The 13,960-nt window shown below is 63.1% G+C and carries 13 protein-coding genes; 9 read left to right on the top strand and 4 right to left on the bottom strand.

Annotated elements, in window-relative coordinates:
- The first annotated feature begins 235 nt into the window (after positions 1 to 235).
- Positions 236 to 661 (top strand): (deoxy)nucleoside triphosphate pyrophosphohydrolase, encoded by a 426-nt coding sequence (locus tag KP001_RS11245; protein ID WP_217285738.1) that lies wholly within the window; start codon positions 236 to 238, stop codon positions 659 to 661.
- Between the two features lie 17 nt (positions 662 to 678).
- On the opposite strand, the gene KP001_RS11240 is transcribed toward KP001_RS11245, so the two are convergent.
- Entirely contained in the window at positions 679 to 1,509 is an 831-nt protein-coding gene (locus KP001_RS11240) for an HDOD domain-containing protein (RefSeq protein ID WP_217285737.1), read from the bottom strand.
- Positions 1,510 to 1,719: 210 nt separating this feature from the next.
- On the opposite strand from KP001_RS11240, the gene mnmA reads away from it, so the two are divergent.
- On the top strand, positions 1,720 to 2,799 hold the full coding sequence (gene mnmA, locus KP001_RS11235; RefSeq protein WP_217285736.1) for a tRNA 2-thiouridine(34) synthase MnmA: 1,080 nt from the start codon (positions 1,720 to 1,722) through the stop codon (positions 2,797 to 2,799).
- A gap of 162 nt (positions 2,800 to 2,961) precedes the next feature.
- On the opposite strand, the gene rdgC is transcribed toward mnmA, so the two are convergent.
- The 3 genes from rdgC to KP001_RS11220 form a co-directional block, all read right to left on the bottom strand.
- Positions 2,962 to 4,155, bottom strand: coding sequence for a recombination-associated protein RdgC (gene rdgC, locus KP001_RS11230; protein ID WP_217285735.1), 1,194 nt, complete (start codon positions 4,153 to 4,155; stop codon positions 2,962 to 2,964).
- A gap of 243 nt (positions 4,156 to 4,398) precedes the next feature.
- Complete coding sequence (locus tag KP001_RS11225; protein ID WP_239027759.1) at positions 4,399 to 5,673, bottom strand: multiheme c-type cytochrome; 1,275 nt, start codon at positions 5,671 to 5,673, stop codon at positions 4,399 to 4,401.
- Complete coding sequence (locus tag KP001_RS11220) at positions 5,670 to 6,797, bottom strand: hypothetical protein (RefSeq protein ID WP_217285734.1); 1,128 nt, start codon at positions 6,795 to 6,797, stop codon at positions 5,670 to 5,672. The genes KP001_RS11225 and KP001_RS11220 overlap by 4 nt, the downstream gene beginning before the upstream one ends.
- Positions 6,798 to 7,122: 325 nt before the next feature.
- Here KP001_RS11220 and KP001_RS11215 point away from each other — a divergent pair, with 325 nt between their 5' ends.
- From KP001_RS11215 to pheA, 7 genes are all read left to right on the top strand, one after another.
- Positions 7,123 to 7,404 (top strand): DUF503 domain-containing protein, encoded by a 282-nt coding sequence (locus KP001_RS11215; protein WP_217285733.1) that lies wholly within the window; start codon positions 7,123 to 7,125, stop codon positions 7,402 to 7,404.
- Between the two features lie 77 nt (positions 7,405 to 7,481).
- On the top strand, positions 7,482 to 8,699 hold the full coding sequence (locus KP001_RS11210; protein ID WP_217285732.1) for an efflux RND transporter periplasmic adaptor subunit: 1,218 nt from the start codon (positions 7,482 to 7,484) through the stop codon (positions 8,697 to 8,699).
- 2 nt (positions 8,700 to 8,701) lie between these two features.
- Positions 8,702 to 9,391: an ABC transporter ATP-binding protein gene (locus KP001_RS11205; protein ID WP_217285731.1), complete on the top strand. Its 690-nt coding sequence runs from the start codon at positions 8,702 to 8,704 to the stop codon at positions 9,389 to 9,391.
- Positions 9,392 to 10,558 (top strand): ABC transporter permease, encoded by a 1,167-nt coding sequence (locus KP001_RS11200; RefSeq protein WP_217285730.1) that lies wholly within the window; start codon positions 9,392 to 9,394, stop codon positions 10,556 to 10,558.
- Positions 10,559 to 10,696: 138 nt separating this feature from the next.
- On the top strand, positions 10,697 to 11,854 hold the full coding sequence (locus KP001_RS11195; protein ID WP_217285729.1) for an ABC transporter permease: 1,158 nt from the start codon (positions 10,697 to 10,699) through the stop codon (positions 11,852 to 11,854).
- A 177-nt stretch (positions 11,855 to 12,031) separates the two neighbouring features.
- Positions 12,032 to 12,775 (top strand): MJ1433 family protein, encoded by a 744-nt coding sequence (locus tag KP001_RS11190; RefSeq protein ID WP_217285728.1) that lies wholly within the window; start codon positions 12,032 to 12,034, stop codon positions 12,773 to 12,775.
- Between the two features lie 94 nt (positions 12,776 to 12,869).
- A complete protein-coding gene (gene pheA, locus KP001_RS11185) occupies positions 12,870 to 13,949 on the top strand; it encodes a prephenate dehydratase (protein ID WP_217285727.1) in 1,080 nt (359 codons plus the stop codon).
- Positions 13,950 to 13,960 lie beyond the last annotated feature (11 nt).

The following is a 13,960-nucleotide window of genomic DNA, read 5'->3' as shown; positions in this document are numbered from 1 at the left end:
CCATGGCGCAGAAGGACGCCCGGAAGCTCAAAGCGTCAAGGCTGAAGCCGAAGGCCAGGTCCCCTCCTTGCTGTTAGAGAACAAGATCCTTTCAAAAACCTCCGCCGCATGAAACGCTGCCCGGTGACCTCTTCGGCGCTTGCTCCCGAAGGAAAAATCTGCAACACCCGGGTGGTCTGCCACGTCCTGGAAGCGGAACGGACGGTAAAGATCCTCCGGGGGTGGACTCACTACAATGACACAGACGATAGATTCCAGAAAACACGTCCACGTAGCCTGCGCCATCATCGAGCGCGACGGGCTGGTGCTGTCGGCGCGGCGCAGCGCATCCATGAACCTCCCTTTGAGGTGGGAATTTCCCGGTGGGAAGATAGAGCCCGGAGAGGGGCGCGAGGAGTGCCTGAAGCGTGAGCTTGTGGAGGAGATGGGGGTGGAGATAGCGGTGGGGCGCCCGCTCACGCCGACCACCCACCGGTATCCCGGCTTCGACGTGACCCTCTACCCTTACGTCTGCAGCATCGTGTCCGGCGAGATCACCCTGCACGAGCACTCCGCCATGACCTGGCTCCCCCCCGGGAGGATGCTGGAGCTGGAATGGGCGGACGCCGACCTCCCCATCATCCTCGAGTACCAAAGGGAGGGGCACGGGGCTGGGGAGTGAAAGGCCTGGCGCCTGTCTTACAGCATCAGGTCCTGCGAGTCCTCCAGGACGTCGGAAAGGTCGTCGATCTCCTCCTGGCTTAGCTGCAGCATGGCCGTCTCGGCCTGCTCGGCGAGGTCGATCTCCGGGTCGTGCAAAAGCCCGATCCCCTTCATCTTGCAGGCCATGTTCACCAGCCTCACCACCGTCAGCACGATGTCCTGGGTGTCGAAATTCTCGTCATGGTGGTTGGCGACCACGTTGTAGTAGACCTTGGGCATGTTCCAGTGTTCCATGAGCCGGCATCCCTGCTCGACGTGCAACTCCGCGAAGATCTCCAGCAGCAGGTCCTCCTCGAGCGCCGCGTGCGCCACCCCCATCTGGTTCAGCCGCTCCAGCGCCTTCAAAAGGTAGAGTTTGCCGATGTCGTGCAGCAGGCCCGCCATGTAGGCCTGGTCGCCGTGCTGCGGATATCCCGCCCGGCGTGCCAGCCACCGGCTCCCCAGGGCGCAGGCGTGGCTGTGCAGCCAAAGCGACTGCATGAACCGGTTGATGGTCTTGTTGTCCGAAGCGTGCAGGCTTGCCTGCGACGCCGCCATGGCGAGGTTGGCGATCTCCTGCCCTCCCAGCCTGACCACCGCCTCCTTGATGGTCTCGGTCCGGACCCGGCCGATGTACATGGGGGAGTTGGCGATCTTCAGGATCTGGCCGGCCAGGGACTGGTCCTCGTTGGCGAGGTCGGTGATCTGCGTCATGGTGAAGTCGGGTGTCTGCAGCAGGTGCAGGATCCTCACCGCGATAGGGTGGAAAACCGGGAGGTCGATCGGCTGGGTAGTCAGCAGGCGCCTGATGGTGAGAGACAAAGGCATGGCGATTCTCCTTTAACGGGCTCTGGCCAGGAGACAGTTTAATCTACGCAGCCAAGCCATAACAATAGAAATCGGCTGGCGGCCGTGGAACTTAAGTGTTGATCCAGAGCGCAGATGGAGGGACGCGGGGACAGGAGAAAAAGGTTGCCTTGAACGGGCCATTCGGTCAACTATGGATGCGCAGCGAACGGCAACATGAACGGAGCAGATATGTCAGCAGAGTACAAAGGCAAGAAGATAGCCGTCGCCATGAGCGGCGGCGTGGACTCATCGACGGTCGCGGCGCTCCTGAAAGAGCAGGGGGCTGAGGTCATCGGCATCAACATGAAACTGTTCCGGCGCGAGGGGGAAGACCCGCAGGCCAAGGGGGACGCCCAGATCGTCGCCGAATATCTCGGCATCGAGTTTCACCAGGTTCACCTGGAGGAGGAGTTCGGCCGCCTCATCATGGAGGATTTCCGGGGCCAGTACGTGGCGGGGCAGACCCCCAACCCGTGCGTGCGCTGCAACAGGTACGTGAAGTTCGGGCTGTTGCTGGACAAGGCGCTGGAACTGGGCGCCGATTATCTCGCCACCGGCCACTATGTGCGGACCGCCGTCGACGGAAGCGGGACCTGGCACCTGCTCAAGGCCGCCTACCTGGCCAAGGACCAGTCGTACTTCCTCTACACCCTCACCCAGCGGCAACTGTCCCGCGTGGTATTCCCACTCGGGGAGATGCCGAGCAAGGACGAGGTCAGAAGGCTCGCCGCCGGCTTCGGCATCCCCGTGGCGCAAAAAAGCGACAGTCAGGAGATCTGCTTCGTCCCCGGCGACGATTACGTCGCCTTCCTGGAAAAGGGGGGCGGGCTGGACGGGAGAAGCGGCGAGATCGTTCATGTGAACGGCACCGTGCTCGGGCGCCACAACGGCACCCATCGCTACACCATCGGGCAGAGAAGGGGCTTGGGAATCGCGTGGAAGGAGCCGCTGTACGTGGTTGCCATCGATGCGGCCGAGGCCCGGGTCGTGGTCGGCGAGGTCGGCGGGCTGTTCGCTCCCGGGTTGCTGGCCTGCGATCTGAACTGGGTGGTGCCCGTCGCGGGGGAAACCGTGGAGACCACCTGCAAGATCCGCTACCGGCAGCAGCCCATCGAGTGCCGCGTCAAGATCCTGGGGGACGGGATGGGCGAGGTCTTCTTTGTCGAGCCGCAGAAGTCGGTCACCCCGGGGCAGTCGGTGGTGTTCTACCAGGGAGACGAGTTGGTGGGCGGCGGCCGCATCGTCAAAGCGCTGCGTGTAGGGGAGTAGTCGACCTCGGCAGGTATCTGGGGACTGTAGGGGCGAATAATCATTCGCCCTGCGCTGCCCCGCAGATTTGCACCATGGCTACCGCTCCGGATGCACGAAGGGCGCAGGGGAGATTCCCCGGCGCCCTTTTGCTTTACCCGTGATGCCATTCCGCCGCAGCGGTTAGGCCAGTTGGCTGTTGCAGAAGCTGCAGACGTTGAGCCATTTCTGGATGGCTGCCGATTCGTCTGCCCACTGGTTCCCCAGCCTCAGCTTCAGGAAGGTGGCGAACACCGAGTCGAAGAGCTGGGTCCCTTTCTCAAGCAGCAGCATCCTCTCGAAGAAGACCGCCTCCCTCTCCATCGCCTCGTCCACCGTGCTGTCCTTCTCCAGCTTGACCGCCGGAGACTTGAAGGACGCGAAGTGGAACAGCTCCCCCTTCAGCGTCAGCTTGAAGTGGTCGTCACCGTTCTCCAGGTGCAGCGTCGCCTCGGTGATCTGCTTCTTGTTCAAAAGGGCGCTTCTCACCTCGTTGAAGTGATCCTGCGGGCCGGCCACGGTGATCTTCTGCGCGCCGTTCTCGCCGGAGCCAAGGAGCACCACCCGGTCGTCCAGGTAGGAGACGAACGGTTCCTGCGCGAGCAGCACGCCCGGCTGGTTCACGCTGTACTCGGAGGACTCGTTCATGGTCTGGTACATGAGCCAGAGCATGAAATCGGTCCCCAGCCACTGGTTTTCCTTGATCAGCTCCAGGTAGTTGTCGCCGCCGGCCTTGTTGGCCTGCGCGAGCAGCACCTTGTTCCCCTCGTCCAGCACGCTCTCCGCGCGGGCGTAGGGATGGAAGGCGGAGACCCTGAGTCCCTCGAAGGTCTTCTTGAACATCTCCTCGAAGAGCTCGATGACCTTCGGGGAGAGCGAGCTGAAGGTGAGGATGCCGCTCTTGGTGTCCCATACCGCGTCGTAGGTGGCCGGGGTGGGGAGCGTCTGGGAGAGGAGCATGGCATGCACCGCCTCCTTCAGGTCCTCACGCTTTTGTTTGGGGACCTTGGTGAAGTTCGGGTTTTCCGCCAGGAACTCCTCCTTGGCCTTCTCGAGGTGCGCCTTCAGCACTGCCGAAGGGACAGCGCGTTTGTCGCGGCGCAGCGTGAACATGAAGTAGTGTTCGCGGCAGCAGGCCGCGGGTGAGTCGAAATCGGCGATCCTGGGGTCGTCCAGGTGCACCCAGCCGACCGACGTTTCCTCGGAACCCTGGTCGATCGGGTTGAACCTGTTCGCCGCCAGTTGTTTGGTGACCCAGGCGTGGAGTTCTTCCTGCTGCGGGAGATCCCCCTGGACCTTGAAGTGGCAGACGCTTACTGTGTTGGCGAGGATGCCCATCGATGTTTCTCCTTCGTTTTGCGTTTCTTTCCCCGTGAGAGTGGGGACAGCATGGATACACCTTTTGCCCGTGAGGGGCAAGTTAAAAAGGCCAAAAGCAAACCCATTGGCCACGGAGAAAATCTGAGAAAATCGGAGAACACCGTAAAGACTTTTGAAGGTTACCCCAAAGTCTTTTGATTCACTTTCGCTTTGCTTCTCTCAGAACTCCTCAGATTTTCTCCGTGGCCAATGGTTTGGTTTTTATCTCATCTTCTCCAGGACCTTCCCCTTCGCCTTCGCGTATTCCTCTTCGCTCAGCGCGCCTCTTTCGAACTTGTTCTTCAGCGCCTTCAGTTCGGCCTCGGCGCCCGGCTGCGCATCCTGTCTACTCTCTCCCTTCTTCCCACCCCGCTCCTTCAACCGGCTCGCCTCGCTCTTTATGTCCACGAGGTCCATCTTCAGCTCGGCGTTGCCGTACCAGTGGGTGTAGGCCGGGTTCTGGTGGTACGCCCCCTTCACCGTCCGGGCGTAGTCGTACTTCTTCATCTTGAAGAAGAGCCGCTCGATGTGCGAGGTGTCCTCGTAGAGCATCTGGCTGTCGGTCACCAGGCGCTGCCCGCTCAAGGGGTGCGGTGGACGGTTCTCCGGCATGGGGTCGAGCAGTCCCCGGTCGTTCAGGTCCCAGATGACGTGCTCCGCCTCCTTCAGGATGGAGAGACTCTGACTGCGCACCAGGTCGCCGCGCTCCAGCTCCCGCCTGGCGAAGGCGGGGGCGTGGCAGTCGCTGCAGATGCCGATCATGTCGGTGCGGGCCGTCTCCGCCTTTGCCGCGGGGTAGGGGACGCCGCCGGAATTCATGGTGATGCCGATGGAGACGTTATGGGTCCCCTTGGGCATGTGGCAGGTCTGGCAGTCCGGCCCGCTCTTCCTGCCGCTGCTCGCGTTCAGCGTGCCGTGCAGCGAGGTCTGCCACATCTCCCACTGCGGGTGGTCCGGCCCCATATGGCACTTGGCGCAGGAGTTCGGATCGCGCACGATCTTCAGATCGGTCATGTGCTTCGAGTGGCAGGAGTCGCAGGCGTCCTCGACGCTGTGGCAGTAATTGCAGCCGATCTCCCCCATCTCGGGCGACTGCTTCAGGAAACGGGCGCACTGCACGTCCGAGCGCGGCATCTCGTCCCCCTCCTGGTGGCAGAAACGGCACTCGCCGGGCTTGCGGGCGGGCAAGTTCCTGGTGCACCCCCACCCGGAGTGCAGCCCCATGCCGTGACGGCTGGCGCGATGCTCCTGGTACGCTTTCTGGTGGCAAGGGGCGCAGACCTTCATCCCAACCTTGGCCTCCCCCTTCACGATCTTGTCGTGGTCGGTGCCGTGGCACTTCTCACAGCCGACTCCGGCCCTGGCGTGGGCGCTCCCCTGCCACTGGGCCACCGCGGCGGGCGTTTTTTCGGCATGACAGGGGAGACACGGCTCCGAGGCGCCGGCGGCGACCGGCGCAGACAACAAGAGCGCCGCGGCGAGCAATGACTTCATCATGGTGTCGGCTCCTTGCGCTCCAGTTGTTTGCGGTATTCCTCGTCCGTGATCAGCCCCTGGCTGCGGAGCCGGCGCAGCTTGAGCACCCGGTCCAGGTCGGCGGGAAGGGGGGGGGCGGGTCCGTCGTGAAGCCCGGAAACCAGGAACAGTTGTCCCTGGTAACTCACCGCGATGCCGGAGCCGTCGGGGAGGAAGCTCCCCCTGGAGCCGGCAGGGAAGGTGGCGATCTCCTTCCCCTTCCGGTAGAGGTGGCCGTCCAGAAGCAGATACTCTCCGGACGGGGAGAGGGCGGGGTTGATGGCGGCGCCCGGGAAGCTTTCCAATTCCTTTCCATCCGGCAGCGATATTCGGTGCGAGACGTTCTCTTTGTCGCCGATCACCAGCGATTCGCCGTCAGGGGTGTAGAGGAGTTTTCCCGCACCGAGCTGAGCCTGCCCCACCTCCTTTCCGCCGCCGGTTTCCAGGTTGCGGACCAGAACCTTCAAATAGGGAATGAAGAGGGGGGGATCCTTCAACGAGGTGAAGGCGATCTCGTCACGGAAGGGGGAGACGGCGATGAAGAGCTGGTTGTACAGAAGCTGTTCCGGCAGTTTCGCCACCTGCGGGCGCAGCGTTACGTCGTTCAATGTGCTGACGACGGGTGCGGCGCTGCCGTCCCACTGGAAGAGCCGCGAGACCATCTGTGTGCCGAAGCTGAATTTTCTGACGTTGAGCACGCCTGCCAGCACCTCCTGGTCGGAACGCCAGGCGACGGAGATGACCCTCCCCGGTATCCTGGTTTCACCCAGGGTGCCGCCGCTACGGTTGACGATGCGCAGCAGCGTGGCGTCTGCGGCGGGGAGGGCGATGGCGAGCTTTTCGCCGCCGGGGGAGAAACTGAGCGCGCTGGCGCCGCCGTCGGCCGCGTTGACGCTGTTTCCCTGCGTATCGGTAAGCGCCACCTTTCCGTTGCTCACGGTGGCGAAGGTGCCGTTACGGGAGGCATCGAACGGGGTCCCCGCATCGGCGCGGGCGACTGGTTTCACCTGGAACCCCGCGGGGAGCTGGGCAGGCAAGGTGGTGGCGCAGCCGGTCAGGGCGCCGAGGACAAGGACGGCAAGTAGAGTCAGCACCAAATTTTTCATGTCACCTCCGTTTTAGCGGCGTCAGTGTACTCAATTTGCCGCGCCAAAACAATATGCAACACCGCTGTGTCACCCTGTCAGTCGTATACCGGTTCCCCCCTCCCGACTTCCCCCTCCGGGGGGAGGGGCTTATGGCTTCCCGCCCTGCGGAGAGGAGGGAGTGACTTCCCGCCCCCGAGAGTGAATCCCGCCCCCGAGAGCGAATCCCGCCCCCGGAGGGGGTGGGTAGGGAGGGGGGAGGCGTTCGTCAGCGGCGGGATGGCGTGCTCTGTGTCAAGTCGATGTGGTAGAATCGCTGCATTGTCTTTGTCAAAGGAGGGGCAACATGCACGTGGCATTGCTGCAGATGAGACTTTTACTGCCCAGTCGCACGCTCAAAGAGAAAAGGGCGATCGTGAAGAGCGTGCTGGCGCGGGCGCGCAACAGGTTCAATGTCGCCTGTTCCGAGAGCGCACTAAACGATCAGCCCGCCGACGCGGAGATCTGCTTCGTCACGGTAGCCCCAAGCGCCACCCGCGCCCGGCAGCTGCTGCAGGAACTGGAGTACTGGCTGGTGTCGGAGCGGCCGGACCTGCAGATCGTCGACCTGCTGGTGGAAGAGCTGTAGCCTCATTGTGACTTCCCACCCATCCGAAAATGTGTTAGCTTCCGCTTCTATGAAATCGCTAATCGGGGTGACCGTGCATGGCACAAGATGACCTGAACAGACTGACCATCGACAAGCAACGCCATACCCCCGCCGGAGGCGCCGGCAAGAAGCGGCGCACCCAGGTCGTGACGGCGCTGGTGCTTTTGGCCCTGGTGCTGGCGATCTGGACCGTGGCGGCGAGGCGCAGCGTCGAGGTGGAAGTGGCCACCGTGTCCCTCATCTATCCCTCGCAGACCATCTCCCTTTTGAACGCGAGCGGCTACGTGGTGGCCCAGAGAAAGGCGGCGGTGGCCTCCAAGGCGACCGGCCGGCTGGAATGGCTCGGGGTGGAGGAGGGGAGCGTTGTGCGGGCGGGGCAACTTCTGGCTCGGCTCGAAAACCGTGATGTGGCTGCCGAAAAGGGGCAGGCCTCGGCGACGCTTTCGGCTGCGCGGGACAACCTCGATCAGGCCAGGGTGGAGCAAAAGGATGCCGCCCGGGCTCTCTCACGGGCGAAGGAGCTGATCGGCCAGGGGATCATCGCCCAGGCGGATTACGATACCGCCGAGGCCCGCTACCAGCGCGCGGTCGCCGCAGTCGCCGCGGCCCAGGCCAACATCAGCGGAGCGCAGAGCGCCCTGCGGGGTGCCGAGGCGTCCCTTGACTACACGCTGATCCGCGCCCCCTTCGACGGCGTGGTGCTCACCAAGAACGCCGATGTCGGCGACATCGTCTCGCCGCTTGCCGCCTCTGCCAACGCCAAGGCTGCCGTCGTCACCATGGCCGACATGGGGTCGCTGCAGGTGGAGGCCGACGTATCCGAGACCAACCTGGCCAAGGTCAAGGTGGGGCAGCCGTGCGAGATCCTCCTCGATGCCCTGCCGGACGTACGGTTCCGCGGCGCGCTCTACACCATCGTCCCCACGGCCGACCGCAGCAAGGGGAGCGTCATGGTGAAAGTCCGCTTCCTGGACAAGGACACGCGCATCCTCCCCGAGATGAGCGCGAAGGTCGCCTTCCTGGAGCGCGAGATGAAGCAAGGGGAGGGGACCCCGCGCGTCGCCGTGTCCCCGACGGCCGTGGTCCGCCGCGACGGCAGGGATTACGTCTTCAAGGTGGTGCAGGACCGGGTGCAGCTGACCCCGGTGGTCCTTGGGGGGAAGATGGGCGACCTGGTGCAGGTCGCCTCCGGCGTCAAGGCCGGAGAGCGCATCGCCACGAAGCCCCTGGACAAGCTGCGTGACGGCAGCCGCGTCAAGACGGCGGAAAAGTAGCCATGGCCGAAGCGAGCGAGCCGATCGTCCGTATCAGGAACCTCTCCAAGGCCTACCGCCGGGGCGCCCAGATCATCCCCGTGCTCACCGGTATCAACTTCGACATCGCCCGGGGCGAATTCGTCGCCCTCATGGGCCCTTCCGGCTCCGGCAAGAGCACGCTCCTCAACCTGATAGCCGGCATCGACAGCGCCGATGAGGGCTCCATCCAGATTGCCGACGTCGAAATAACGACGCTTGGTGAAAGCGATCTCGCCCGCTGGCGCGCCGGGAGCGTCGGCTTCATCTTCCAGTTCTACAACCTGATCCCGGTGCTGACCGCCTTCGAGAACGTGGAGCTTCCCCTTTTGTTGACCCACCTGGACCGGCGCGAGCGGCGCGAGCACGTCGAGGCGGTGCTGGACGTGGTCGGGCTCACCGACCGGATGGACCACTACCCATCCCAGCTTTCCGGCGGCCAACAGCAGCGGGTCGCCATCGCCCGTGCCATCGTCACCGATCCCGAGATCCTGGTGGCGGACGAGCCCACCGGCGACCTGGACCGTGTCTCAGCCGAGGAAATCCTTCAGCTCATGGACCGCCTGGTGCGGGAGTTCGGCAAGACCGTGGTCATGGTGACCCACGACCCCCGCGCCGCCGAGAAAGCCCACATCATCCGTCACCTGGAGAAGGGCGAACTGAGCGTGACCTAGATGGGTATTCCCTACTCCTACAGCTTCCGCAATCTCTGGACCAGGCGCCTCACCACCGTCCTCACCGCGAGCGGCATGGGGCTCGTCGTCTTCGTCTTTGCCGCGACCCTCATGCTGACCGAGGGGCTGCAAAAGACCCTGGTGCAGACCGGATCCAGCGACAACGTGGTGCTGCTCAGGAAATCCTCCAACTCCGAGGTGCAAAGCGCGGTGGAGAGGGACCAGGCTTCCCTGCTGGAGAGCCAGCCCGAGATCGCCGTGGGGGCTGACGGGGAGCCGCTGCTGGCCAAGGAGCTGGTGGTCCTGATCAACCTGAAAAAGCGGGTGGGGGACAAGCCTTCCAACGTGATCATCCGCGGCATTGACCCGGCCTCTTTGAAGTTGCGCCCTGCCGTCCGCCTGAAGGAGGGGCGTATGCCGCGGCCCGGTTCCGCCGAGGTCATCGCCGGGGAGAGCGTGTCGCGTCGCTTCAAGGGGTGCGGTCTTGGTGAGACGCTTCGTTTCGGGATGCGCGACTGGCGTGTCGTCGGCGTCTTCGATGCCGGGGCCACCGGGTTCTCCTCCGAGATCTGGGGGGACCGCGACCAGATGATGCAGGCGTTCAGGCGGCCGGTGTATTCCTCGATCATATTCCGGTTGCGCGACACCACCGCCTTTGACGCCTACAAGGCGCGGATAGAGTCGGACCCGCGGCTCACCGTCGAGGCGAAGCGGGAGACCCGCTACTACCTGGACCAGTCCGAGGCCATGGCGAAGTTTCTGCGCATCCTGGGGCTCGTGCTCACCGTCGTCTTCTCCATAGGCGCTGTGATCGGGGCGACCATCACCATGTACGCCGCCGTCGCCAACCGGGTCACCGAGATCGGGACCCTGCGGGCCCTGGGCTTTCAGAGAAAGAGCATCCTCTCCGCGTTCATCGTCGAGGCGCTCCTGCTCGGGTTGTGCGGAGGGTTGCTGGGGTTGTTTGCCGCCTCCTTCATGCAGCTCATAACCATTTCCACCATGAACTGGGCCTCTTTTTCCGAGTTGGCCTTTTCCTTCACGCTCAACGTCAGCATAGTCTGGAAGTCGCTGTTGTTTTCAGCCGTCATGGGATTGGTGGGCGGGGTGTTGCCCGCCTTCCGGGCCTCGCGGATGAAGATAGTGGAGGCGCTGCGGGCCACGTAAAACCGTTAGCCCCGGAGAAAATCTGAGAACTTCGGAGAAGACCTGAAGTCTTTTGGGTTATCCCTCAAAGCCTTTTGGGTTTTCGCGTTTCTCAGATTTCCTCAGATTTTCTCCGTGGCCAATGGTTTAGGGGTTTTGATGTTCATCCTGAAATACATCCTCAGGAATCTCTTCCGGCACCGGCTCCGTTCCGTCCTCACCGTCGTGGGTGTGGCCGTGGCGGTGCTCGCCTTCGGCCTACTGCGTACCCTGGTCGGCCTTTGGTACTCCGGCGCCGAGCACGCCTCGGACACGCGGCTCGTCACCCGTAACGCCATCTCCCTCGTCTTCCCGCTCCCCATCTCCTACCTCGAACGGATCCGGGGCGTATCCGGGGTCACCACGGTCTCCTACGGCAACTGGTTCGGCGCCTACTACAAGGAGCCCAAGAACTTCTTCGCCAACTACGCCATCGAGCCCCGCGGCTACATGGAGCTCTACCCGGAGTTCATCCTCTCTCCCAAGGAGAAGAACGATTTCCTCCTGGACCGCAAGGGGTGCATCGTCGGGGAACGCCTGGCCCGCACCTACGGCTGGAAGGTCGGCGACCTGATCACCCTGAAGGGGACCATCTACCCGGGGCAATGGGAGTTCGTGCTGCGCGGCATCTACCACGGCAAGGAGAAAGCGACCGAGGAGCGCATCCTCCTCTTCCACTGGAACTACCTGAACGAGACCATGCGCCAGACCGTTCCCCGGCGCGCCGACCAGGTCGGCTACTTCGTCGTCGGGGTGAAAAAGCCAGAACTCGCCCCGGATGTGGCCCTCGCCATCGACTCGCTTTTCAAGAACTCGCTGGCGGAGACCCTGACGGAAACCGAGAAGGCCTTCCACATGAGCTTCGTGTCCATGACCGAGGCGATCATGATCGCCATCCAGATCGTGTCGTACATGGTGATCGCCATCATCATGGTGGTGGCGGCCAACACCATGGCCATGACGGCGCGCGAGCGGATCGGCGAGTACGCCACCCTGAAGACCCTCGGCTTCAAGGGGGGGCACCTGGCGGGGCTGATCTTCGGGGAATCCGTCGCCATCTCCTTTCTTGGTGGCGTCCTCGGCGTCGTCGCCACCTTCCCGGCCGCGGCTTGGATCGAGACCGAGCTCGCCCAGTTTTTCCCCTACTTCAGCGTTTCCAGCGAGACGCTGCTGCTCGAATTGCTGGCTGCCCTCTCGGTCGGTGTCGTTTCGGGCATTTTCCCCACCTGGCGCGGCGCCACCATCCGCATCGCCGACGGCCTGAAACGGATCGGGTAACCCCTCTCACGCAAACCGGGTCACGCAAAGCCGCAAAGGCGCAAAGGACAGCTTTTAATTTCATCTTTGCCTTTTGCCGTAAAGCATATAAGATTGCCACCCCGTTTTACCTCTTTTGTCTTTGACTTTCTTTGCGTCTTTGCGGCTTTGCGTGAGGCGCTTTGCTTGGAGGCTTCTTTGAGATTTCTTCGTCTGCCCAAGGACCGCATCGTCTGGCTGCTGCTGCTCATCTCCCTGATCCTGTACCTCGCCGACTATTTCCTGTTCCCCCGCGCGGAGGAGATCGGCTTCAACTTCATGTCCAACGTGGCCTTCCTCCCGGTCTACGTCCTCTTCGTCACCCTGATGATCGAACGCGTGCTCAAGGAGCGCGAGCGCGAGGCTATGATCAAGAAGCTGAACATGGTCATCGGGATCTTCTTCAGCGAGGTCGGCTCGCCGCTGCTTCGGGACCTGCACGACTTCTATCCCGACGGCGAGGAGCTCTCCACGAGGCTCAGGGTCACGGTGCGCTGGCGCGAGGAGGATTACCGCGCGGCGCGGGCATTCCTCAAGGAGCACGAAATCCGCCCCGATTCCCGCTCCGGCGACCTCGCCGCCCTGAGGGCCTTTCTGGCCGAGAAGAAAGGGGTGATGCTGTCGCTCATGGAGAACCCGAACCTCTTGGAGCACGACTCCTTCACCGACCTCCTCTGGGCCGTGTTCCACCTGATCGAGGAGCTTCAGGCCCGCCGCTCCCTTGCCGGACTCCCCGCAAGCGACATGGAGCACCTGAGCGGCGACATGAAACGCGCGCATACCTACCTCCTCATGGAGTGGCTCTCCTACATGGCGCACCTGCAGAAGGACTACCCCTACCTCTTCTCGCTCGCGGTCCGCATGAACCCGATGAACCCGGAGGCGCACCCCGAGGTGACCTGAGAAATAGAAAAAAAGTTGCATATTTGCGGCGGGTGCCTTATAAATAGCAGCTCCGCAAAAAGCCACTATCCCTCCTGAAAGGTGACCGAAAGCTTTGAAAGAAAAGCAGACTCTGGCAAAACTCCGTCAGGAAATAGATGCGGTGGACGATCGCATCCTGGAACTTCTCAACGAACGGGCCAAGCTCGTGATGCAGGTTGGCGCGGTTAAGACGGAAAACCGCAGCGACTTCCACGTGCCCAACCGCGAGAGGGAGATCTACGAGCGGCTCGCCGCGGCAAACCCCGGGCCGTTCCCGGCCGAGGCGGTGCGCGGCGTGTTCCGCGAGATCATCTCGGCGTCGCTGGCGCTGGAAAAGCCTTTGAAGGTCGCCTTCCTGGGGCCCAACGCCACCTTCAGCCACCTGGCCGCCATGCAGCACTTCGGCCTGTCGGCCTCGCTCTCGCCGGAGCGCTCCATTCCCGCCGTCTTCGAGGCGGTGGAAAAGGGCGAGGCGTACTACGGCGTGGTGCCGGTCGAGAACACCACCGAGGGTATGATCTCCCACACGCTCGACATGTTCATGGAGAGCGAACTGAAGATCAACGCGGAGGTCCTTTTGGAGGTGTCCCACTTCCTGCTTTCGAGGACCGGACGCTTCGAAGACATCAAGAAGGTCTACTCGCATCCGCAGCCCCTGGCCCAGTGCCGCAAGTGGCTCGCCGAGAACCTCCCCAACGTCCCCCTGGTCGACGTCGCCTCCACGACGCTCGCCGCCCAGATCGTGGCCGAGGACTACACGGCGGCGGCCATCGCCAGCGAGTACGCCTCTTCCATTTACAACCTGAAGATCGTCAAGGCCCGCATCGAGGACCAGGTGAACAACTTCACCAGGTTCCTGGTCGTCGGCCGGAAGATGGCCGACCGCAGCGGCGACGACAAGACCTCGCTCATGTTCTCGGTGCGCGACGAGCCGGGGATCCTGCACCGGATGCTGGAGCCCTTTGCCAAGCGCGGCATCAACCTCTCCAAGATCGAGTCCCGCCCGCTCAAGAAGAAGGCGTGGGAATACATCTTCTACCTCGACCTCTCCGGGCACATCTCCGATCCCGCCGTCGGCGAGGCGGTGCAGGATCTCTCCACCTGCTGCCAGTTCGTGAAGGTGCTGGGCTCGTACCCCCGGGCACGTCAGTGAGGGGGAACTAG

Source organism: Geomonas subterranea (assembly GCF_019063845.1).
In the GTDB taxonomy this organism is placed as follows: domain Bacteria; phylum Desulfobacterota; class Desulfuromonadia; order Geobacterales; family Geobacteraceae; genus Geomonas; species Geomonas subterranea.
The sequence above is the reverse complement of the archived record's forward strand: the minus strand, read 5'-3'. Positions and strand labels throughout refer to the sequence as shown.